This is a genomic window from Shumkonia mesophila (assembly GCF_026163695.1).
GTDB lineage: Bacteria > Pseudomonadota > Alphaproteobacteria > Rhodospirillales > Shumkoniaceae > Shumkonia > Shumkonia mesophila.
The window spans coordinates 1-19630 of record NZ_JAOTID010000021.1; the positions used below are offsets into that span (position 1 = coordinate 1).

General features: G+C 66.7%; 22 protein-coding genes and 1 tRNA gene. 13 read left to right on the forward strand and 10 right to left on the reverse strand.

Going from position 1 to position 19630, the window contains the following annotated elements:
* Positions 1-647: aldehyde dehydrogenase family protein (locus tag ODR01_RS22800; RefSeq protein WP_316980018.1), on the reverse strand; the 647-nt coding region annotated here is incomplete at its 3' end.
* A gap of 435 nt (positions 648-1082) precedes the next feature.
* On the opposite strand from ODR01_RS22800, the gene ODR01_RS22805 reads away from it, so the two are divergent.
* On the forward strand, positions 1083-1298 hold the full coding sequence (locus tag ODR01_RS22805; RefSeq protein ID WP_316980019.1) for a c-type cytochrome: 216 nt from the start codon (positions 1083-1085) through the stop codon (positions 1296-1298).
* Between the two features lie 4 nt (positions 1299-1302).
* On the opposite strand, the gene mtgA is transcribed toward ODR01_RS22805, so the two are convergent.
* The gene (gene mtgA / locus ODR01_RS22810; protein ID WP_316980020.1) at positions 1303-1983 is read right to left on the reverse strand and encodes a monofunctional biosynthetic peptidoglycan transglycosylase; all 681 of its coding nucleotides are present in this window, start codon (positions 1981-1983) and stop codon (positions 1303-1305) included.
* A 140-nt stretch (positions 1984-2123) separates the two neighbouring features.
* Between mtgA and ODR01_RS22815 the strand changes: the two genes are divergently transcribed.
* Positions 2124-2606, forward strand: a complete 483-nt coding sequence (locus ODR01_RS22815; protein ID WP_316980021.1) for a GNAT family N-acetyltransferase — start codon at positions 2124-2126, stop codon at positions 2604-2606.
* A 15-nt stretch (positions 2607-2621) separates the two neighbouring features.
* On the opposite strand, the gene glmS is transcribed toward ODR01_RS22815, so the two are convergent.
* Positions 2622-4445, reverse strand: a complete 1824-nt coding sequence (gene glmS, locus ODR01_RS22820) for a glutamine--fructose-6-phosphate transaminase (isomerizing) (protein WP_316980022.1) — start codon at positions 4443-4445, stop codon at positions 2622-2624.
* Between the two features lie 6 nt (positions 4446-4451).
* Positions 4452-5819 (reverse strand): bifunctional UDP-N-acetylglucosamine diphosphorylase/glucosamine-1-phosphate N-acetyltransferase GlmU, encoded by a 1368-nt coding sequence (glmU, locus tag ODR01_RS22825; protein ID WP_316980023.1) that lies wholly within the window; start codon positions 5817-5819, stop codon positions 4452-4454.
* 100 nt (positions 5820-5919) lie between these two features.
* On the opposite strand from glmU, the gene gph reads away from it, so the two are divergent.
* The gene (gene gph / locus ODR01_RS22830; RefSeq protein ID WP_316980024.1) at positions 5920-6627 is read left to right on the forward strand and encodes a phosphoglycolate phosphatase; all 708 of its coding nucleotides are present in this window, start codon (positions 5920-5922) and stop codon (positions 6625-6627) included.
* 405 nt (positions 6628-7032) lie between these two features.
* On the opposite strand, the gene ODR01_RS22835 is transcribed toward gph, so the two are convergent.
* Both ODR01_RS22835 and ODR01_RS22840 read right to left on the reverse strand, forming a co-directional pair.
* Positions 7033-7473, reverse strand: a complete 441-nt coding sequence (locus tag ODR01_RS22835) for a helix-turn-helix domain-containing protein (protein WP_316980025.1) — start codon at positions 7471-7473, stop codon at positions 7033-7035.
* Positions 7474-7484: 11 nt separating this feature from the next.
* Positions 7485-7790: a DUF4258 domain-containing protein gene (locus tag ODR01_RS22840; RefSeq protein WP_316980026.1), complete on the reverse strand. Its 306-nt coding sequence runs from the start codon at positions 7788-7790 to the stop codon at positions 7485-7487.
* A gap of 211 nt (positions 7791-8001) precedes the next feature.
* Between ODR01_RS22840 and ODR01_RS22845 the strand changes: the two genes are divergently transcribed.
* The 3 genes from ODR01_RS22845 (at position 8002) to ODR01_RS22855 (ending at position 10288) form a co-directional block, all read left to right on the forward strand.
* Positions 8002-8622 carry a hypothetical protein gene (locus ODR01_RS22845; protein ID WP_316980027.1) on the forward strand — a complete coding sequence of 207 codons (621 nt, stop codon included), beginning with the start codon at positions 8002-8004 and terminating at the stop codon, positions 8620-8622.
* A 101-nt stretch (positions 8623-8723) separates the two neighbouring features.
* Positions 8724-9068 carry a hypothetical protein gene (locus tag ODR01_RS22850; protein ID WP_316980028.1) on the forward strand — a complete coding sequence of 115 codons (345 nt, stop codon included), beginning with the start codon at positions 8724-8726 and terminating at the stop codon, positions 9066-9068.
* A gap of 62 nt (positions 9069-9130) precedes the next feature.
* Positions 9131-10288: a hypothetical protein gene (locus ODR01_RS22855; protein WP_316980029.1), complete on the forward strand. Its 1158-nt coding sequence runs from the start codon at positions 9131-9133 to the stop codon at positions 10286-10288.
* 402 nt (positions 10289-10690) lie between these two features.
* Here the strand turns inward: ODR01_RS22855 and ODR01_RS22860 are convergent, their stop codons facing one another.
* On the reverse strand, positions 10691-12394 hold the full coding sequence (locus tag ODR01_RS22860; protein ID WP_316980030.1) for a methyl-accepting chemotaxis protein: 1704 nt from the start codon (positions 12392-12394) through the stop codon (positions 10691-10693).
* 514 nt (positions 12395-12908) lie between these two features.
* Between ODR01_RS22860 and ODR01_RS22865 the strand changes: the two genes are divergently transcribed.
* The 5 genes from ODR01_RS22865 to ODR01_RS22885 all read left to right on the forward strand — a co-directional run bounded on the left by ODR01_RS22865 (position 12909) and on the right by ODR01_RS22885 (position 16472).
* Positions 12909-12983: transfer RNA gene (locus tag ODR01_RS22865), tRNA-Val, on the forward strand.
* 317 nt (positions 12984-13300) lie between these two features.
* A complete protein-coding gene (locus ODR01_RS22870; protein WP_316980031.1) occupies positions 13301-13750 on the forward strand; it encodes a DUF1465 family protein in 450 nt (149 codons plus the stop codon).
* Between the two features lie 122 nt (positions 13751-13872).
* Positions 13873-15096, forward strand: coding sequence for an NnrS family protein (locus ODR01_RS22875; protein ID WP_316980032.1), 1224 nt, complete (start codon positions 13873-13875; stop codon positions 15094-15096).
* Positions 15097-15193: 97 nt separating this feature from the next.
* Entirely contained in the window at positions 15194-15868 is a 675-nt protein-coding gene (locus ODR01_RS22880; protein WP_316980033.1) for a B3/B4 domain-containing protein, read from the forward strand.
* Positions 15858-16472, forward strand: coding sequence for a histidine phosphatase family protein (locus ODR01_RS22885; RefSeq protein WP_316980034.1), 615 nt, complete (start codon positions 15858-15860; stop codon positions 16470-16472). Before ODR01_RS22880 ends, ODR01_RS22885 begins: the two co-directional genes overlap by 11 nt.
* On the opposite strand, the gene ODR01_RS22890 is transcribed toward ODR01_RS22885, so the two are convergent.
* Positions 16438-16674: a hypothetical protein gene (locus tag ODR01_RS22890; protein WP_316980035.1), complete on the reverse strand. Its 237-nt coding sequence runs from the start codon at positions 16672-16674 to the stop codon at positions 16438-16440. The two genes, ODR01_RS22885 and ODR01_RS22890, sit on opposite strands and share 35 nt — an antisense overlap.
* Positions 16675-16801: 127 nt before the next feature.
* Here ODR01_RS22890 and ODR01_RS22895 point away from each other — a divergent pair, with 127 nt between their 5' ends.
* Positions 16802-17737 carry a pseudouridine-5'-phosphate glycosidase gene (locus ODR01_RS22895; protein ID WP_316980036.1) on the forward strand — a complete coding sequence of 312 codons (936 nt, stop codon included), beginning with the start codon at positions 16802-16804 and terminating at the stop codon, positions 17735-17737.
* Positions 17734-18063, forward strand: coding sequence for a cupin domain-containing protein (locus ODR01_RS22900; protein ID WP_316980037.1), 330 nt, complete (start codon positions 17734-17736; stop codon positions 18061-18063). Before ODR01_RS22895 ends, ODR01_RS22900 begins: the two co-directional genes overlap by 4 nt.
* 7 nt (positions 18064-18070) lie before the next feature.
* Here the strand turns inward: ODR01_RS22900 and ODR01_RS22905 are convergent, their stop codons facing one another.
* Together ODR01_RS22905 and ODR01_RS22910 are read right to left on the reverse strand one after the other, a co-directional pair.
* Complete coding sequence (locus ODR01_RS22905; protein WP_316980038.1) at positions 18071-18742, reverse strand: hypothetical protein; 672 nt, start codon at positions 18740-18742, stop codon at positions 18071-18073.
* Positions 18743-18882: 140 nt separating this feature from the next.
* A complete protein-coding gene (locus ODR01_RS22910; protein ID WP_316980039.1) occupies positions 18883-19584 on the reverse strand; it encodes a hypothetical protein in 702 nt (233 codons plus the stop codon).
* Positions 19585-19630: the final 46 nt, after the last annotated feature.

The following is a 19630-nucleotide window of genomic DNA, read 5'->3' on the forward strand; positions in this document are numbered from 1 at the left end:
ATGGCCGCGGCCGAGCCGGTGACGACGTTGAAGACGCCCTTGGGGAATCCCGCCTCCTCGGCCAGGGCGGCCAGGGCCAGCGCCGAATACGGGGTGGCGCTGGCCGGCTTGATGACCACCGGGCAGCCGACCGCCAGGGCGGGGGCGCATTTGCGGGTGATCATGGCGTTGGGGAAGTTCCACGGCGTGATGGCGGCCACCACGCCGACCGGTTCCTTGATCACCACCAGGCGCTTGTCGCGCTGCGGCTGTGGGATGGTGTCGCCATAGACGCGCCGGCCCTCCTCGGCGAACCATTCGATGAAGGAGGCCCCATAGACCACCTCGCCCTTGGCTTCCGTCAGCGGCTTGCCCTGCTCGGTGGTCATCAAGAGCGCCAGGTCGTCCTGGTTCTTCAGCACCAGCTCGTACCAGCGGCGCAACAGGAGCGAGCGTTCCTTGGCGGTGCGGGCCCGCCAGTCCGGCCACGCGGCGTTGGCCGCCTCGATGGCCCGCCGGGTTTCGGCGGCGCCCATCTTCGGCACCGTGCCGACGACCTTGCCGTCGGCCGGATTGGTGACCTCGATGGTGGCGCCGGAATCGGCGTCGACCCAGGCGCCATCAATGTAACACTGCTGGCGGAACAGCGCGGAGTTCTTCACTTTCATGGGAATGGCCTCGTGGCTGGCAAGGGGACGCGGACGAGACGGATGTAGGCAGGCGGGGGCGCCGCGTCGAGGGGGGTCGTCCAGGAATGTACCACCTGGACGGGCAGGCCCGCCTTGGCGCGCGGCCGCGCCGTCCCCACATGAACCTCCGAAGGGCGCGGCGCGCGGAGCCGAGCCGACGATCGGGAGAACGCCCCTTGACGAAACGCGGCATCCTCCTCCTCGTGGCCGTCGGGGCCGGCCTTTCGGCGGTAGCCGGCTATTCGCTTTTGTTCGGGCCCGGCACGTCGGGCGCCGACGCCGCCAACCCCAAGATGGTGGCCCTCGGCCGCACGGTTTATGCCGAGCATTGCGCCGAGTGCCACGGCAAAAGCCTGGAGGGCGAACCCAACTGGCGGACGCCCAAGGCCGACGGCACGCTGCCGGCGCCGCCGCATGATGACAACGGCCACACCTGGCACCACGGCGACGAACTGCTCTTCCGCTACACCAAGGGGGGGCGGCGCCGCCATCGCTCCCGCCGAATTCAAGAGCGGCATGCCGGCCTTCGGCGAGGCGCTTTCCGACGAACAGATCTGGGCCGTTCTCGCCTTCATCAAAAGTACGTGGCCGGAACCCGTCCGCCAGCGGCAGGACCTGATGAACCGTTAGGGCGTCACGGCTTGCCGCCGACGCAGGCGAGCATCGGCCCCAGCTGGCCCATCCGCCGCTGCAGGACCGCCGCCCGTTCGCGGATGTAGTCGCTCGGCCGGGCCGGCGACCACGCCCGCGGGTTGGGCAGCACGGCGGCCAGGCGGGCCGCCTGCGGACGGCTGAGCCGGGCCGCCGGAACGCGGAAGTAGTGCTGCGCGGCGGCCTCGGCACCATAGAGGCCGGGGCCCCATTCGGCGATGTTGAGGTACACTTCCATGATCCGGTGCTTCGGCCACAGCACCTCCAGCCACGCCGTCACATAGGCCTCCAAGGCCTTGCGCAGCGCGCTGCGGCCGGGCCACAGGAACAGGTTCTTGCTGGTCTGCATGGAGATGGTCGAGGCGCCGCGGGCCCGCCCGCCGTCCGTCCATTCCTCGAAGGCGTCGCGGATCGAGGCGACGTCGAAGCCGTGGTGCTGGCAGAACAGGTTGTCCTCGGCGGCGATCACCGCGGCCCGCAGATAGGGCGAGATGGCCTCAAGCTCCGCCCAGTCGCGGCTCAGGCCCTCTCCCTCGAAAAGCCGGATGACCATCAGGGGCGTGATCGGCGGCGGCAGCAGGCGATAAAGGACAAGCCCGACCGGCGGCCCGGCCAGCACCACCAGGATCACCGCGATCACCGCCTTGCGTATCCAGCGCCCCATTGCCCCGTCCGCGCTCCGTTTCCGAAAGTCCCATTGCCGCCGATGCCCGACGCGGGCGCGTTCCGCCATGATCGGCGATTGGCGCCGGCCTTCGCAACCGCTAAGGTTCGCCCGGCTTCCCACCGCCCCGAGGCATGACCATGATCGTTCGCCTGGCCCGACCCGAAGATGAAGAGGCCATCTGGGACATCCTCCGCCCGACGCTGCGCGCCGCCGAGACCTACGCGGTGTCGCCGGATCTCACCCGCGAGGAGGCGCTGGCCTACTGGTTTTCGCCCGCCCACGAGGTGTTCGTGGCCGAAGAGGACGGCCGGGTCCTCGGCACCTACTACATGCGCCCCAACCAACAGGGCGGCGGCCGGCACGTCGCCAACTGCGGCTACATGACGGCCCCGGCCGCGCAGGGCCGTGGCGTGGCGCGACGGATGGGCGAGCACTCCCTGGAACACGCCAAGTGGCGCGGCTTCAGGGCGATCCAGTTCAACTTCGTGGTCAGCACGAACGAGCGCGCCGTCGCCCTCTGGCAACGGCTGGGGTTTGCCATCGCCGGCACCCTGCCCGGCGCCTTCGAGCACCCGCGCCTGGGCTTCGTCGACGCCTTCGTGATGTTCCGCGCACTCTAGGCGCGGGCGCCCGCCCTATTCCACCGTCACGCTTTTGGCGAGGTTGCGCGGCTGGTCGACGTCGGTGCCCTTGAGCACGGCGACGTGGTAGGCCAGCAGTTGCACCGGGATGGAATAGAGGATGGGGGCGACGAAGGGGTCGACCTCGGGCAGCGCGATGCAGGTGGCGTCGATGTCGCCCAGGCCGCCGATGCCCTTGGCGTCGCCGAAGAAGACGACGCGCCCGCCCCGGGCCACCACCTCCTGGATGTTGGAGGCCGTCTTCTCGAACAGTTCGTCCGAAGGCGCGATGACGATGACCGGCACCGTCTCGTCGATCAAGGCGATGGGGCCGTGCTTCATCTCGCCGGCGGCATAGCCCTCGGCGTGGATGTAGGAGATTTCCTTGAGCTTGAGCGCGCCCTCGAGCGCGATCGGATAGCTGGTGCCGCGCCCCAGGTAAAGGACGTCGGTGGCCTCGATCATGCCCTGGGCGAGGTCGCGCAGCCGCCCGTCGTGGTTGAGCACGTCGGCGGCCCTGGCCGGCACCTCGATCAGCGCCGAGACCAGGCGCCCCTCGTCGGCGGCCGAAAGGGCGCCGCGGGCGCGCGCCACCGCCAGCGTCAGGCAGGCCAACACCGTCAGCTGGGTGGTGAAGGCCTTGGTCGAGGCCACCCCGATCTCGGGGCCGGCCAGCGTTTGCAGCACGGTGTCGGATTCGCGCGCGATGGTGGATTCCGGGCTGTTGACGACGGCGATGATGTGCTGGCCCTGGGCGCGGGCATAGCGCAGCGCCGCCAGGGTGTCGGCCGTCTCCCCCGATTGCGAGACCACCAGGGTGACGCCGCCCTTCGGCATGTCGGCGGCGCGGTAGCGGAATTCCGAGGCGATGTCGACCTCGACCGGCAGGCGGGCGATGCGTTCCAGCCAGTACTTGGCGACCATGCAGGCGTAGAAGGCGGTGCCGCAGGCGACCAACGTCATGCGGGGCGCCGTCACCAGGGCCTCGGGCAGGCTGGGCAGCGTGATGTCGCGCGACGTCGGGTTGACGTAGGAGCGCAGCGTGTCGCCGATCACCTGCGGCTGCTCGTAGATCTCCTTCAGCATGAAGTGGCGGTAGCCGCCCTTGCCGATCAGCGCGCCGGAAAGGGCGGTGGCCCGGATCTCGCGCTTGACCACATGGCCCTCGGCGTCGTGGATGGTGGCGCCTTGCTGGGTGATGACCGCCCAGTCGCCCTCGTCGAGATAGGTGATGCGCTGGGTGAGCGGGGCCAGCGCCAGGGCGTCGGAGCCGATGAACATCTCGCCGTCGCCATAGCCGATGGCCAGCGGGCTGCCGCGCCGGGCCCCGATCATCAGGTCGTGCTCGCCGGCGAAGACGATGCCCAACGCGAAGGCGCCCTGCAGGCGCTTCAGCGCCGCGTGGGTGGCCTCGGCGGGTTTCATGCCGTCCTTCAGGTAAAGGGTGATCAGGTGGGCGACCACCTCGGTGTCGGTCTCGGATTCAAGGGTGCAGCCGCGGGCCTTGAGCTCGGCCCGAAGCTCGACGAAGTTCTCGATGATGCCGTTGTGCACCACCGCCACCCGGTCGGTGGCGTGCGGATGGGCGTTGGTTTCGTTGGGGATGCCGTGGGTGGCCCAGCGGGTGTGGCCGATGCCGATGCGCCCCGGCAGCGGCTGTTCCTTGAGGCGGGCCTCGAGGTTGACCAGCTTGCCCTCGGCGCGGCGCCGCTCGATGCGGCCATTGACCAGCGTGGCGACGCCGGCCGAATCGTAGCCCCGGTACTCCAGGCGCCGGAGCCCGGCCACCAGAAGATCGGCGACGTCGCCCTTGCCGATGATGCCGACGATGCCGCACATGGCGGATTACCCCTTCTTGCTTTTCTGCCTGGCCTGCTTCTCGGCGGCGCGCCGCGCGCGGAACCGCCTGGCCCAACCCTCGATCGTCGTCAGCTCGGCCCGCGTCACGGCCAGCGCGTCGGCCGGCACGTCCCGGGTGATCACGCTGCCGGCGCCGACGGTAGCGCCGTCGCCGACCTTCACGGGCGCGACCAGGGCGGTGTTCGACCCGATGAAGGCGCCAGCCCCGATGTCGGTATGGTCCTTGAAGAAGCCGTCGTAGTTGCAGGTGATGGTGCCGGCCCCGATGTTGGCCTTGGCGCCGATGCGGGCGTCGCCGATGTAGGTCAGGTGGTTGACCTTGGCGCCGGCCTCGACCGAGGCGTTCTTGATCTCGACGAAGTTGCCGATGTGGGCGTCTTCGGCAATCCGGGCCCCCGGCCGCAGGCGGGCGAAGGGACCGACGCGGGCGCCGGCCGCGATGGTCGCCCCCTCGATGTGCGAGAAGGCGTGGATCTCGACCCCGTCGCCGACGGCGACGCCGGGCCCGAACACCACGTTGGGGCCGACCGTGACATCGCGGCCCAAGCGGGTGTCGGCAGAAAAGAAGACGCTGGCGGGGTCGATCAGCGTGGCGCCTTCGGCCATGGCCCGCGCGCGCAGTCTTTCCTGGACCACCGCCTCGGCGGCGGCGAGATCGGCCCGGGAATTGATGCCCAGCAGTTCCTCGGGCGGCGCCTCGACGAAGGCGCAGGCGGCCCCGTCGGCGCGGGCGAGGGCCACGATGTCGGTCAGGTAGTACTCGCCCTTGGCGTTGGCGTTGCCGATGCGATCCAGCCAGCCGAAGAGCCGCGCCCCGTCGATGGCCATGACGCCGGAATTGCAAAGCCCGATGGCGCGCTCGGCTGCCGTCGCCTCCTTGGCCTCGACGATGGCCTGAAGCGCGCCGTCGGCGGAAACGATCAGCCGCCCGTAGTCGGTGGGATCGGGCGGCCGGAAGCCCAGCACGACGACGGCCGGCTGCGGATCCAGGTGGCGGGCCGCCAGCATGGCCTCCAGCGTCTCGGGCTTGATCAGCGGCGTGTCGCCGTAAAGGATCAGCACGTCGCCGGCGAAGCCTTCCATGGCGGCGCGGGCCGCCAGCACGGCGTGCGCGGTGCCCAGGCGCGGCTCCTGGATGGCGCAGGGATGGGGAGCGACCGCCTCGGCCACCGCCTCCATGCCCTGGCCGACGACGACGACCGTCCGCTCGGGGGCGAAGCGGGCCAGCGTGTCCATCAGGTGCAGCACCATCGGCCGGCCGGCCAGGCGGTGCAGCACTTTCGGGCGGGCGGACTTCATGCGCGTGCCGAGGCCCGCGGCAAGGACGATGGCGGCGGTTTTTTGCTTGGTCATGGGGCGGCGGTTGTTTAAAAGACCGGGTTCTCGTGGACCGGGCGACCTTGCCACACGGGGCCGGCCCCGCCAAGTCACAAGTTGTTTCGGATTTTTTCAGATGAACCACCTTCCCGGCCCCGGGCCGCAAGCCATCGTTTTCGACCTCGACGGCACCCTGATCGACAGCGCCCCCGACCTCCAGGCGGCGATCAACCGCACGCTGGCCGCGGACGGGCGCCCCCCGCTTTCGGTCGAGGCCGTCAAGGCCATGGTGGGCGACGGCGTGCCCAAGCTGGTGGAAAGGGCGTTTGCCGCCACCGGCGGCCTGCCCGGCGGCGGCGCCGACGCCCTGGCCGCCTGGGTGGCCCGCTTCGGCGAGGATTACGAGAACTGCGGCTTTCCCCTCACCCGCCCCTTCGCCGGGACGCTTCCGGTGCTGGCCGCGCTCGGCGACGCCGGGTTCAAGCTCGCGCTGTGCACCAACAAGCCGCAGGCCGCCACGGTGGAGATCCTGGACCGCCTGGATCTCGCCCGCTTCTTCGACGCGGTGGTGGGCGGCGACGCGGTGCCCGGCGTGCGCAAGCCCCACCCCGGCCACCTGCTGGCGGCCCTTGCGGCGCTGGGCGTCGAGCCCGCCCGCGCGGCGATGGTGGGAGACCACCTGAACGACCTTTCCTGCGCGCGCGGCGCCGGCATGCCGGTCGTCCTTTGCGCCTATGGCTATTCGCGCACCCCGGTCGGGGAAATGGGGGCGGACGCCGTGATCGAGCGCATCGAGGACCTGCCGGCGGCGCTGGCGGCACTGGCGCCGGCGCGCCGCCCCTGATAATGACGAGTTTCCGGTTTCGCCGATTTCAGCTAATGCATTGAAGCGAAAAGGTAATTTTCGGTTCGCCAAAAGAAAACATCGTCATTTCTCGTCATTTTGCCTTTTTCTTCTTTGTTTTCAGAAGGCTAACCCCTTCCGACGCCCCCACCTCTTCGTCACTCCCGCGCCCGCCTGCGCGGGAATGATGTTGAAAAAAGGGGAAACACAGGAAACACGGAGAGTCTTAGAGAATCACAGAGGGTTGCGCCGGCGTGGGCAGCGCCGGTGCGGGAATTTTATGGACCGTCTCAAAGAGCCATAAGAATTATGACTATATACCTTTTATAGGAAAAAGTCAACCGGCATCGCGCCCTCCATGGCATCCGCCACCCGCACAAGGCCATCGCCGCCACGCCCCGGCCCCTACGCCGCCTTTTTCGGCTCCCAGGCGCCGCCGGTTTCCTCGAAGACGAGGCGCGTTTCGGGCCGCGCATCAAGCTGGCCGATGCGCTCGATCAGCTCGCCGATGCGGGCGTTGCCTTCGGCGTGCTCGCGATAGAGGGCGCGCACGAACCGCTCGGCCATCCGGGGGATGCGCCCGCCCTTCTCCCAGCGGGCGATGGATTGGGCGTCGTTGCCGAGCACCGAGGCCAGGGCCGCCTGCGAAAGGCCCAGCTCCTTGCGGATGAAGCGGAATTCCCCGCCGCTCAAACGCGGCTTGTGGTTGGCCAGCGAAAGCGCGATCGCCCGGTGCAACTCGTCGGCCCTCTCGATGGCGACGGACTTGCCATAGGGCGTCTTGAACGCCTTGTAGCCGTTGGCCAGCCAGACCCTGCTCAGGCCGCACTCGGTATAGTGATACATGCTCCGTTTCCCTATATCGCGGTGACGACGATAAGCAGCTCGCGGCTGTTGAAGGCGACCACGGCCTTGATGCTGTCGCCGGCCGTCAGCGTCTCGAACGCGCACCGCCAGTACCCGTGAATGTCCACATAAGGCCCTTCCGCCAGAACGCCGGCCCGCAGGCACCGGTACACCTGCGTGGCGTTGATCCCGCGCTTGCGCATCTGGCTCCTGGCATGAGACGAAAACGCCACGCGGCCGGTGTCGGAGGCGATTTCCCGGGCGATCTTCGTAGCCATGGCGGCCGTCAGCCGCAGCGGCAGAACCTCGGCGCTCATGATGAACCTATCATAATGATAGGTAGGGCGGCCGTCAATGAGGGCCTATCAAAATAATAGGTCTGGGGCGCCGGCCTATCCACCGCAATTCGGTTTCAATACCCACCGGGAGTTGTTGCCAAGATGCGCCGTTTGGCGGTAATTCTTATGCAGCACTGCCCATAAAAGTTGCAATGAAACAGGCAGGCGAGGGGGAACAATGTGGGAGACCGTGGCAGCGATCGCCTCTGCTTTTATCGCGGGGCTCGCCCTGTATTTTGGCTGGCGCAAGGAACGGCGAGAGGAACAGGTACTTGAACGCCAGCAGCGGCAAGATGAATTGAGACGGCAAAGCGAGGAGAAACAGGCTGTACTGAGAATTAACGACGTCCTGGCGTGGGCCAACCAAGCCATTGAGGCACTGCAAACGTTACGGCTCCTCTGTGCCGTGAAGGACCCTCTCCTGGATGAGCAGATGGTAAAACAAAAGGTGGCGGATCTGGTCTTTCGGACTTCGATTTTGGTGGAGCAAGGGCGCTTGTTCTTCAAAAATGAACTCGTGGATGACTATGGCACCGAAAAGCCTCTGCCGTATCGCGGCTATCGGTCTGCAATACTCGATCCTCTTGTCGTTGCCCACCAGCTTGCATGCGCTTGGCCTGTTGCCGACGAAGACACGCGGTTAGCCATGCAGATTGTCTCAGGAGACTGGCTGCAAAGGTTTATCTACATCGCTCAAAAGGAGGTTGGGAGAGAACAGACTGCATCGGACGAGGCCAGAAAAGGCGGTGTTAGGGTGGACCTCGAACGGTTGCTCAATGAGGCAAGGGGGATTCGAAATTTAAGGCCCTGAAGGCGCCGCGTCGGCCCTATGGGGGAGTGCTCCGCTGTTAGAGCATTTTCTTTCTGAATGAAGCTGTTGTTGTCAATCATCAGCGAATGGGAGGTGAGCAAATGGCCGCCGCCGTACGCTATTTGGACAAGGAAGCTCTAATCCGTGCAGAATTGATGAAATGCGCCCGCGCGGGCGAGACGCCGTCCTACCGGGAATTTGGCGCTCGCGTGGGGATTCCCCCGCAGGGCCCCTGGAAACCTGTACTCGATAAGATCAGCCGCGAGCAGACCGGACAGGGATTGCCGGACATTACCTTCCTGCTCATCAACAAGACCACGGGTTACCCGGGCCAGATTGGATTCTTGCGGGCCAGGAAGCCGACGCCTGAGCAGAAAGAGCTTGCGCGGCTAAAACTGCAAGAGGTTTTCGAGGCATTTTGCCCCACGGCTCGGCTACCGTTTTAGGCTGGATATCGCCGAGGTGTTGCGGCGAAACTAAGGGGCAATCGGCAGAAGGGGTACCAAAAATGTCTGAAAAAGTCGAAAAGCGGGATGAATCAGACGATCTGTCGCGAGCATGGGCAGTGTACGCGGTTAAAGCGGTGGCGTCGGAGGAAAATGGTATCAAGAATAATGTGCCGTGGCCAGAACTTAGCTCAAGTGACGTAGCCGCCTATCACGCGAATCTCGCGAAGAATATAGAGTCACATATATTGTTATGGCCGACTCCAATCCTTGTATCTCAGGAAGGGGTAGATGACATTTTGGTCTTCCGCGAGAACGGCAAACTGGTACGCATCTATCCTCCTTTTCCTGTGAACGAACGTACCGAGACGTCTGGCGCTTTTGAGGATGTCGCAGTTCCTGAAGGTCTGACTAAAGTGGCGAGAACGGTCGCACTCCCCCCGAGTGCAGTACGCGGAGTTCGAATGGAACACGGTGTCGGCAAGGGACTTCAGTGGTCTCGGGCATTCCGCATCGATGTGGAAAATGGTGCAAACGGTTTGCCTACGCTGACATTGTTACTGGACCATATAGCCCAATTCACCCATCAGTGGTGGATCAGATCATCTCACAATCCGATGCTTGGGCCGTTTAGAATGGGCGGGACGATCACAAAGGATTACAGGATCATTCCTGAACTCAAGTACAGAGGCGCAGGAACTGTTGAGTCTACTTGGTATGGCGCTGTCGAACACCAACCTATCCTTGGATTTGGAAGCCCCTTGGATCGGGGGAAGTGGCTGATTTCAGCCCACCACACCCAGGAGGGGAGAGACGCAGATCAAGGATTAGTCGCCTTTTATGATGGTATGGCTGCTTTCATGTCGGGGCACGATCAGCAAGCTATTCTGAATCTTTGTATTGCCACTGAAATCCTGCTTAGTAAGCATTCGCTAGCCGTCCTCGATCGATCCCCGCCGAAGTTGGAGAAAGCTGTAAGAGACACCAGGCTTGTAGACGAAGCCACGAAGAAAACGCTGAGTGATCTCGTCCGGGATCGCAACTGTGTAGCGCATGGGCGCGAACCTAAATTGGTTCGTGACGGCAAGACAACGGTCAAAGGTTACGTCCAGGCGGTCCGACGCTTGATCGGCGGGTATTTGGCTGCCTTGCCGCAGGGCGGCTGGCCAGAGGTTATGACCCTTAAGTTGGACAACGGGAAGATTTTTAGAAAAGTATAGTTTGAGCAGTCGGCATGTCTGCTGTCGCTTCGCTGTCAGATGGCTGGAGGAGTTGCGACTCATCTCCATCCCCCCCCCAAAAAATTCCGTGACGCGTGACGCGCATCGCCTCCGGCCCCGTCTCCTCGCGATCTGCTTCGATGAATGTCATCTGCCAATCACATCATACGCGCGAGCGCTTGACGAGATTTGATTTGGGCGCCCCCTGGGGCGCGCCGGCAAGTGGAGGCCGTCCATCCCATCACCGTAATTTTGAACGCATGAATTTCCCGGCGGGTCCGGGCTCCTCGGGTTCGGAGCGTTCACGCTTTTGGGGAAAAACTTCCAGGGATTGGCGGTTCTTCCGGCCACGGTCGGCCGGTCCCCGCGCCGCCACCGGGGCGGCGCGGGGCCGACGGACGGTCAGGCCGCCCGCACGTTGGCCAGGAACTTCTCGACCTCGTTCCGGAGGGTTTCCGATTGGCGCGACAGCTCGGCCGACGCGCCCTGGATCTGGGTGGCCGCCGCCCCGGTGTCGTTGGCCGCCGCACTCACGCCGCCGATGTTCGAGGACACCTCCTGCGTGCCCGACGCCGCCTGTTCGACGTTACGGGCGATCTCCTGCGTCGCCGCCCCCTGTTCCTCGACCGCCGAGGCGATGGAGGACGAGATCGAATCGATCTCCGAGATGGTCTTGACGATGACCTCGATGGCGGTCACCGCTTCGCGGGTCGCCGTCTGGATGCCGGCAATCTGGGCCCCGATCTCGTCTGTCGCCTTGGCCGTCTGGTTGGCGAGATTCTTGACCTCGGAAGCGACCACGGCGAAGCCCTTGCCGGCGTCCCCGGCCCGGGCCGCCTCGATGGTGGCGTTCAAGGCCAGCAGGTTGGTCTGCTCGGCGATGTCGGTGATGAGGGCCACCACCTCGCCGATCTTGTTGGCCGCCTGGGCCAGGCCCTGAACCTTGACGTTGGTCTGCTCGCCCTGACGCACGGCGCCCGAGGCGATCTGCGAGGCCTGGGACACCTGGCGGCTGATCTCGGAAATCGAGCTCGCCAGTTCCTCGGAGGCCGAGGCGACGGTCTGCACGTTGGCCGACGCCTGCTCGGAAGCCGCGGCCACCGCCGCCGCCTGACGCGTCGTTTCCTCGGCCGTGGCGCTCATCGCCTCGGACGATCCCTCCAATTGGGTGGCGGCGGAGGCCACCGATTTGACCGCCTCGCTCGAGGCGGCATCGAACTCCTTGCACAGGGCCTCGACCCGCCGGGCCCGCTCCGCCTGCGCCTCTTGGGCCTTGTGCTGCTCTTCCTCCATCTGCTTGTTGCGGATCATGTTTTCCTTGAAGACAAGGGTCGTCTTGGCGATATCGCCGATCTCGTCCTTACGGTCCGTGCCGAAAACGTCGATTTCAAGCTTTCCCTCCGCCAGGTGCGCCAGGCACGCGACGATCTTGCGAATGGGCGTGACGATGCCCTTGGTCGAGATCACAAGACCAAGGAGGAGGCCCGCCAGAATGCCGGCGACGGCGCTGCCGATCATCCAGAAACTGGCGGTATGGTAAGTTTCGGTCGCCTCTGCCGACCGGCTGTTGGAGACCTCGACGACATAGTCGACGTAATGCTTGGCCGAGGCATCGAACGCTTTGGCGGCCGGCTGGCTTCGCGTGACCTCTTCAAAAAGCACCTTCTGCTGGTCGCTCAGATTGACCGAGCCCGATAATTTTCTGGCCGTCGCCACCGTACCGTCCAGTTCCTTCCGGTAGCTCGCGTACTTCTCCTTCAGATCCTCCAGGAGCTTTTTTCGTTGTGCCCCGGCGGTTGCCATGCTTTCGGCGATGACCTGGTCCAGTCGGGTGATTTCCTCGTCGAGGTTGTTCATGGCTTCGGCTATGTTTTCCGCCGAGGGATTGGAGGCAATCCGGTACTCTGCGCGGTTCATGGCGACGACGCCCTGGCGCACGCGGGCACCCAGCACGGCCTCATGAGCGGAGACCTCCATTCTGTCCGTGGCATCATTCAATTGGCTGAGGGCGTTGATCCCCAGCGTTGCGATTCCGGCTGCAACCACACCGAGAAACAGAATGACGGCGAGGATTTTCGTGGAAATTTTGTAAGTGGCTAGATTCATTGGTGTTCCCTCAAGAGCGATGGAGTTGGATTTATGTGGTGATGCCCGAGGGACGGCGATCAGTGAGCATTTGCCGTACTTGGGGCGACAGCAATATGCTCCCGACGTGTTGCGGTTTGATTTCAGTTTTTTCGAGTCGTTTCAAGAAGTTATGCGATCGTGTGACGACATGTGACGTCGTATGACAGCCGTTAACAAATGACTCTCCATGAGATGACGGCCCTCGCCGATTGTTCAACAGATGGTTGCATGGCGGGGAAAGTGAAGCAGGCTGCGCCATCGTTCTCAGCGAGCCATGTCCCGATTCGCATCCGCTCCAGGTACGCGAAACGGCAGCTTGGGCGGGTATGCGGAGCGCACGGTCATGCCGATGGAGACAATGTCCGAAGGTGGCGCATAGCCATCCCGGCTTGCCGGACGCAGCCGCTTCCCGCCTCTTGCGGAGCTTAACCTGGCCGGGCGCCGCGCTTGCTTGACAGAGGCACCCTCGCGGCCTTATATGGCCGCCTTTCCCGGGCGCGTAGCTCAGCGGGAGAGCGCTCGCCTCACACGCGAGAAGTCGCTGGTTCAATCCCAGCCGCGCCCACCATTTCCCCCCATCGTCCCTTCCCATCGCCATGCGTCCCGCGGCCCCTCGGGTATTTCGGGGACACCATACTTAATTCAAACGTTGCCGCCTGCGTGGCGCGCGGCGAAATCGAATTAAGTATGGTGTCCCCGAAATACTCGAACGCCGTTCCGCCGAATGCCGGGCGGATGACGGCGACGGCCGCCCCTCTCGTTTGCCCGATGCGCTCGTCCGCCATAGGGCTTACTCCATTGAGGGAGAGCCGCCTCTTCTGAGCCGGCCGGTCCTCCGACTGGGGAATGGGGAACGGGAACCGGGGTTCCCATGTTTCCCTGATCATGACAGTCGAGACGAAACTTTTTCCGACCATCGAAAAGGAAGCCCTCGGCCTGGCCGTCGAGGCGCGGGATTTTCTGTGCCGTTCGCGGGGCAGGGATCTCGGCGACATCCAATTGCGATTCCGGGTGTGCGAGCGGATCGAGTGGGTGCTCGCCTGGGTTCTCTATCAGAAGGCCATCCTGGCCGGCGAGACCACGTGGTCGGCCGTGCGGAAAGAGCTGGCCGGCATGGCCGGGCGACCGCTGGCCCCCGACGCCGGAACGGACGAGGCGACCGATCCGCAATTGCGGGCGCTCGCCGAAAGAAGCGCCGCGCTTTTCGGCCGCGTGCGACGCCTTCTCGACGCCGTTCCCGCGGCGGCGGGCGACGGGCCCGGGATCGGACGGCCCTCCCCGGCGACCGCTCCTTCCGGCCACGCCCGTTCCCTGTCTCTTCGCCACTTCCATTGACACCCCCCGGCGCCGGCCCCATGTGCGCGGGGTCGCCACGACTTCGCGGGGCTTGACCGCGGACAAGGAGGAGCGACGGGCCGTCGGCTATGAATGTCCGACCGCAACCGTCGGAGATCGTCATGAGCGCACCGTCCAGCCCCGCCCCCAGCCCCTCCCCGCCCGGCGACCGGCCGGCGGGCGGCGTCGTCTTCTTCGCCCACGGCTTCCGGCCGTTCTTCCTGGCCGCCGCGGCGTGGGCGTTGGCGGCGCTTGTGCTGTGGCTGGCCGTGCTGACGGGGGCGGTGGTCCTGCCCAGCGCGTTCGACGCCGTCACCTGGCACGCCCACGAGATGTTGTTCGGCTTCGTCTTCGCCGCCGTCGCCGGCTTTCTTTTGACGGCGGTGCCGAGCTGGACCGGCCGGCCGCCGCTCAACGGCCTGCCGCTCGCCCTCCTCGCCCTGCTGTGGGTTGGGGGAAGGGTCGGCGTCGCCGTTTCCGCCGTCATCGGGCCGCTGGCCGCGGCGTTGATCGACCTTGCGCTGCCGGCGGCGCTGGTCGTCGTCATCGCCACCGCCATCGTCGGCTCGCGCAACTGGCGCAACCTGCCGATGGCGGCGGGGCTTATCATCCTTGCCGCCGCCAACGGGCTTTTCCACGCCGAGGCGCTGGGCTGGGCCGACACCGCCGCCATCGGCTGGCGGCTGGCCATCGCCATGGTGACGCTGATGATCGGGCTGATCGGCGGGCGCATCGTCCCCAGCTTCACCCGCAACTGGCTGACGAAGCGCGGGGAGAGCGCCCTGCCCGCCCCCTTCTCGATGTTCGATGGCGCCACCCTGGCCGCGACGGTGCTGTGGGCGGCACTGTGGACCGCGCTGCCCGACCATGCCGCCAGCGCCGTCGCCGCGCTGATCGCCGGCGTCCTGCATGGCGTCCGCCTGGCCCGCTGGCGCGGCTGGCGCACCGGGCCCGAGCCGCTGGTGTGGGTGCTGCACCTGGGCTACCTGTGGGTGCCGGTCGGCCTGCTGCTGGTCGGCGCCGCCGGGATGTGGCCGGCGATTCCGGCTTCGGCGGCCATCCACGCGCTGACGGCAGGCGCCATGGCGACCATGATCCTGGCGGTGATGACGCGCGCCACCCTGGGCCACACCGGCCGCGCGCTGACCGCCGGCCCGGCCACCGCCGTCCTTTATGCGATGGTCATCGCCGTGGCCCCGCTGCGCATCGCGGCGCCGCTGGCGCCCGATCTTTACTGGCCGCTGCTCGTCCTCTCCGGCCTGCTGTGGACGGGGGCCTTCGCCATTTTCCTCGCCGTCTATGGGCCGATGGCGTTTCGGCCGCGCGTCGACGGCACGGCCGGCTGAGCGGGCGGCGGGAAAGGCCCCTAAAAATCCTTGGCGGGCGGGCGGGCCGACGCTTAGAGTGGCGGCCTTTCCTCCGAACAGTCCGCGACCTTCCGCCATGATCCCGATCGCCATCTCCCAGGAATTCGCCCAAGCCGGCGTGCGCGTGGCCCTGGGCTGCGTCGCCTGCGCCGTTGCCGTCACGGAAAGCCATCCCGCCCTGGCGGCGGCGCTCGACGCCGAGGTGGCGAGACGCACCGCCGAGCTGGCCGGCCGCCCGGTTTCCGAGGTGCCGCAGATCGCCGCCGCCAGGCGCGCCTATCGCGCCTTCGGCAAGGACCCGGCCCGTTACCGGGTATCGTCCGAAGCCCTGATGCGCCGCCTGGTCAAGGGCCAGGGCCTCTATCGCATCAACACGGCGGTCGACACCAACACCCTGATCTCGCTTAGGACCGGCCATTCGGTCGGCATGTTCGACGCCGCCACGCTGGCCCCGCCGCTGACCTTCCGCCGCGCCGGGCCGGGCGAAACCTACGAGGGCATCGGACGCGGGCCGATGAACCTCGAAGCCCTGCCGGTGCTGGCCGACGCCCACGGCCCCTTCGGCAGCCCGACCAGCGACAGCGAGCGGTCCAAGGTGACGCTGGCCACGACCCGGCTTTTCATGACCGTCATCGCCTTTGACGGCGACGCCGGGCTGGAGGCCGCGCTGGCCTGGGCGGCCGGGGCGCTTGAAAGCTACTGCGCGGCCTCGGACGTCGAGACCGCCGTCGTCGCCAATCATGCCCGCTGACGCCATGACCGCCCGCCGCCGGCCCTTCCTGTTCGTCCGCCACGGCCAGACCGAATACAACGTGCGGGGAATTCTCGCCGGCTCGACCGACGTGGCGCTGACCGAGACGGGAATGCGCGAGGCGGCGGCCGCCGCCGAGATCCTGGCCGGCGAGCCGCTGCGCGCCGTCTGTTCGAGCCCCTTGAAGCGGGCCCGCGACACCGCCCGCCTGATCGCGGCGCCGCACCGCCTTCCCGTCACCGTCATCGAGGACCTGCGCGAGCGCGACTGGGGGGAATGGGAAGGCCAGATGTTTCCGGCCGACCTCGGCCACCCGCAGCCGCCGGGCGGCGAGGCGATGGCGGCCTATCTGGCGCGGGTGGAACGCGCGCTCGCGGCCTTCTTCGCGCTGACCGGCGACGGCCCGGCGGCGATGGTGGCGCACGGCGGCATCTTCCATGCGCTGAGCCGCCTGCTGGCGGTGGCGGGGGGCGACGCCGGCGTCATCGGCAACGCCGTCCCCGTCCGCTTCCGGCCCCCGGCAACGGCCGGCGGCTGGACGGCGGCGCCGCTGACGGCGATGCCGGCGGCTAGCCCAGGGCCGGCGGCGGGCCAAAGCGGCTGATCGCGCGGGCCAGCCCGTTCGGCAGCCACGACAGGGCCACCAGCCCGACGAAGGCGAGAACGCCCATTCCGATGACGAAGACGGCGCAGGCAAGGAGACAGACGGCCGTTTCCGCGTGACCGCAGAAATAGCCGCCGATGGCCAGCGCACCCACGCCGAGTCCGGTCCAGGGAACGAGCCCCTTGAGGACACGGCTTTTCATGACTTGACCCTCCTTTGGGGTCGCCGACGATTGACCCTAAACAGTATACGCCTTTTCGCCCGACCCGGCGAGGAAAGCCGGGGATTTTGCCTCTCAGTCGCGGGCGCTTCCGTGCTAGGCTCCGCCCATGCATCCCGACCTCACCCTCGATCCCGAGGTGGCCGAGGCGCTGGCCGCCGGGCGGCCGGTGGTGGCGCTCGAATCCACCCTCATCGCCCACGGCCTGCCGAAGCCGCTCAACCTGGAAACCGCCCGGGCCGCCGAGGCGGCAGTGCGCGCCGCCGGCGCCCTGCCGGCCACCATCGCCGTCATCGACGGGCGCCTGCGCGTCGGCCTCGATGGCCCCGCCATCGAGCGCCTGGCCGCGGACCCTTCCGTCGAGAAGGCCAGCCTCGCCGACCTCGGGGCGCTGATCGCCCGCGGCGGCAGCGGCGCCACCACGGTGGCGGCGACGATGTTCTGCGCGAGCCTGGCCGGCATCCGCGTCTTTTCCACCGGCGGCATCGGCGGCGTCCATCGCGGCGCCGGGACCAGCTTCGACATTTCGGCCGACCTCGACGCCCTGGCCCGCTTCCCGGTCGCCGTGGTGTGTTCGGGGGCCAAGGCGATATTGGACATCGGCGCCACGCTGGAGGTGCTGGAAACCCGGGGCGTGCCGGTGATCGGGCTGGCCACCGACCGGTTCCCCGCCTTCTGGGCGGCGGACAGCGGATTTGCCGCGCCGCGCCGGGCGGCGACGCCGCAAGATGCCGCCCGCATCGCCGAGGCCCACTGGCGGCTGGGCTTCGCGAGCGGGCTGGTCATCGCCAACCCGCCGCCGGCCGCCGTCGCGCTGCCGGCCGAGGTCATGGAAAAGGCGGTGACGGTGGCGCTGGCCGAGGCGAAGGCCGCCGGCGTTTCCGGCAAGCGGCTGACGCCCTGGCTGCTTTCCCGCATCGCCGGCATCACCGAGGGGCGAAGCCTCGCCGCCAACACCGCGCTGATCGCCGCCAACGCCAGGGCCGGCGGCGCCATGGCGGCGGCCTATGCCGCACTGGCCGCCGGGGCGGGAGGAAGCCGATGACGGAAAAGGCGGGAAACCTGTTCGCCGGCCTGCCCGGCCGCCTGCCCGAGGAAGTATTCGAGCGGCTGGCCGGGGGAGACGGGGTCACCGTCGAGCGCATTGTTTCGACCGGCCAGGCGACGCCGGAAGGCCAATGGCTGACCCAGGATCGCCACGAATGGGTGGCCCTGCTCGCCGGCGCCGCCGGGCTGCTGTTCGAGGGCGAGGCGACGGCCCGACCGCTGGCCCCCGGCGACTGGCTGACGATCCCGGCCGGCACCCGCCACCGCGTCGAATGGACGGCGGCGGATGAGCCCACCGTCTGGCTGGCCGTGCACTACCGCTGAGGCCGGATCACTTCGCCGCCAGGGCCGCCGCGAACGCTGCGCGGTCGCCCACGAGACCGACGGTCTCCAGCGCGCGGGAGAAATCGTCGAATTTCACGTTGGGATCGCAATACCAGAAGTCTATGGCCGTATCGAGGTTGCCGAAATCGTTGTCATAAACGGTGCGGCCTTTCAGGCGATAACCAACCCTCGCGAAAATGCACTTGTCCCGCACCGGATTCTTGACGTCGGCGATGGTCACGAAGCCGGCCGATTTTTTACTGCCGTGTTTGACTTCGCGAACCTCGTCAAAACCGGCCAAATCCCCTTTAACAAAATCGGACACGAACGTTTTGAACTTCTCGACATCGTTAAGCGATTTCTCCGTCTCCTCGCCATAAAGGGACGCGACGACATACTGTGTATAGATGCCTCCCTTTCCACCGTCGAGCTGCAACCTGTGGTGATTCATGTTGTTATCGCGGCATTGGTATTCCGCCTTGGTCACCTTGGGCGCGATCAGCAGGGGAAGTGTCAGGTCGACCTCGGCCACGTCGACGATCTTCCATTCCGTCAGCTGCATGCCGCGTCCGCCACTGTCGACCGGCCCGGTCTGGCAGGCCGAGACCAGCAGAAGACCGGCCGCGGCGACGGCCGCAAGGATGACGCCCGGACAGGCCGGGTTCTTCCCGTTTTTCATGGATTCCTCCCCCCAATGAACTCCCCCGAACGCGCATCCGCCGCAATCGACGTTCGACGGTTTGCGCGGCGGTATACTACTTAAAATTGAGGATGGGGAAAAGGCCCGTTCTCGGAAAGCGGTGGGGGGGGGCCGCCGGCTCAGGGCCTTCCGCTGTACTGGCTGGCCTCGCCCGCTCGCTTCTCGGCCAGGGCGGCCGCGAAGGCGGCGCGGTCGGCGACGACGTCGACGTTTGCCAGGGCCCGCGAAAAATCGGGAATGTTGCCGTCGACGTCGCAATAACCGAGCGTCACCACCGTATCGACGTTGCCCGGGCCGTTGCCATAGCCGGTGCGTTCCTTCAACCGGTAGGCGGCGATGGCGAAGAAGCACTTGCCGCGGCCGGGGTCGGTGATGGTGACGTCGGCGGCGAAACCGATGGCCTTGCGGCGGCTGTGCGTGATTTCGCGGATCTCGCCGAAGTTGGCGAAACTCCGCTCGAAGCGCCGGGCCAGCGCCGCCTTGAACACGGCGATGTCGCCCATGCGGCCTTCGGTGGCGTCGCTGTACCAGGCGGTGGAGAAGTGCTCGGTCACCAGGGTGCCCTTGCCGCCGTCGAGTTCCATGCGGTGGTGGTTGATCTGGTTGTCGCGGTTCTGGTATTGCACCGCCGTGACCCTGGCGGGAACGAGAAGGGGAAGGTCGAGGTCGACGTCGGCGACGTCGATGGCCTTCCATTCCGACAACTGGACGCGGCGTCCGCCCTTGTCGACCGGCCCGGCCTGGCACGCCGCAGCCAGCGCAAGGACCGCCGCCACCGCAAGTCTGGCAGCGGACGAAACGGCCGCTTTCCGGCCGATCATGGCGCGTCCCCGCATGATGGCGCGTTGCGTCCTCAAGAGCCTGCGG

Excerpts from the sequence above, each read along its gene's own strand:
- ODR01_RS22815 (WP_316980021.1), top strand. The coding sequence starts at position 2,124 with ATGATCGTTCGCCTGGCCCGACCCGAAGATGAAGAGGCCATCTGGGAC.
- ODR01_RS22885 (WP_316980034.1), top strand. The coding sequence starts at position 15,858 with ATGCCCGCTGACGCCATGACCGCCCGCCGCCGGCCCTTCCTGTTCGTC.
- ODR01_RS22905 (WP_316980038.1), bottom strand. The coding sequence starts at position 18,742 with ATGAAAAACGGGAAGAACCCGGCCTGTCCGGGCGTCATCCTTGCGGCC.
- ODR01_RS22805 (WP_316980019.1), top strand. The coding sequence starts at position 1,083 with ATGATGACAACGGCCACACCTGGCACCACGGCGACGAACTGCTCTTCC.
- mtgA (WP_316980020.1), bottom strand. The coding sequence starts at position 1,983 with ATGGGGCGCTGGATACGCAAGGCGGTGATCGCGGTGATCCTGGTGGTG.
- ODR01_RS22900 (WP_316980037.1), top strand. The coding sequence starts at position 17,734 with ATGACGGAAAAGGCGGGAAACCTGTTCGCCGGCCTGCCCGGCCGCCTG.
- glmU (WP_316980023.1), bottom strand. The coding sequence starts at position 5,819 with ATGACCAAGCAAAAAACCGCCGCCATCGTCCTTGCCGCGGGCCTCGGC.
- glmS (WP_316980022.1), bottom strand. The coding sequence starts at position 4,445 with ATGTGCGGCATCGTCGGCATCATCGGCAAGGGCGACGTCGCCGATCTT.
- ODR01_RS22840 (WP_316980026.1), bottom strand. The coding sequence starts at position 7,790 with ATGAGCGCCGAGGTTCTGCCGCTGCGGCTGACGGCCGCCATGGCTACG.
- ODR01_RS22855 (WP_316980029.1), top strand. The coding sequence starts at position 9,131 with ATGTCTGAAAAAGTCGAAAAGCGGGATGAATCAGACGATCTGTCGCGA.
- gph (WP_316980024.1), top strand. The coding sequence starts at position 5,920 with ATGAACCACCTTCCCGGCCCCGGGCCGCAAGCCATCGTTTTCGACCTC.
- ODR01_RS22860 (WP_316980030.1), bottom strand. The coding sequence starts at position 12,394 with ATGAATCTAGCCACTTACAAAATTTCCACGAAAATCCTCGCCGTCATT.
- ODR01_RS22910 (WP_316980039.1), bottom strand. The coding sequence starts at position 19,584 with ATGATCGGCCGGAAAGCGGCCGTTTCGTCCGCTGCCAGACTTGCGGTG.
- ODR01_RS22875 (WP_316980032.1), top strand. The coding sequence starts at position 13,873 with ATGAGCGCACCGTCCAGCCCCGCCCCCAGCCCCTCCCCGCCCGGCGAC.
- ODR01_RS22870 (WP_316980031.1), top strand. The coding sequence starts at position 13,301 with ATGACAGTCGAGACGAAACTTTTTCCGACCATCGAAAAGGAAGCCCTC.
- ODR01_RS22890 (WP_316980035.1), bottom strand. The coding sequence starts at position 16,674 with ATGAAAAGCCGTGTCCTCAAGGGGCTCGTTCCCTGGACCGGACTCGGC.
- ODR01_RS22895 (WP_316980036.1), top strand. The coding sequence starts at position 16,802 with ATGCATCCCGACCTCACCCTCGATCCCGAGGTGGCCGAGGCGCTGGCC.
- ODR01_RS22835 (WP_316980025.1), bottom strand. The coding sequence starts at position 7,473 with ATGTATCACTATACCGAGTGCGGCCTGAGCAGGGTCTGGCTGGCCAAC.
- ODR01_RS22850 (WP_316980028.1), top strand. The coding sequence starts at position 8,724 with ATGGCCGCCGCCGTACGCTATTTGGACAAGGAAGCTCTAATCCGTGCA.
- ODR01_RS22880 (WP_316980033.1), top strand. The coding sequence starts at position 15,194 with ATGATCCCGATCGCCATCTCCCAGGAATTCGCCCAAGCCGGCGTGCGC.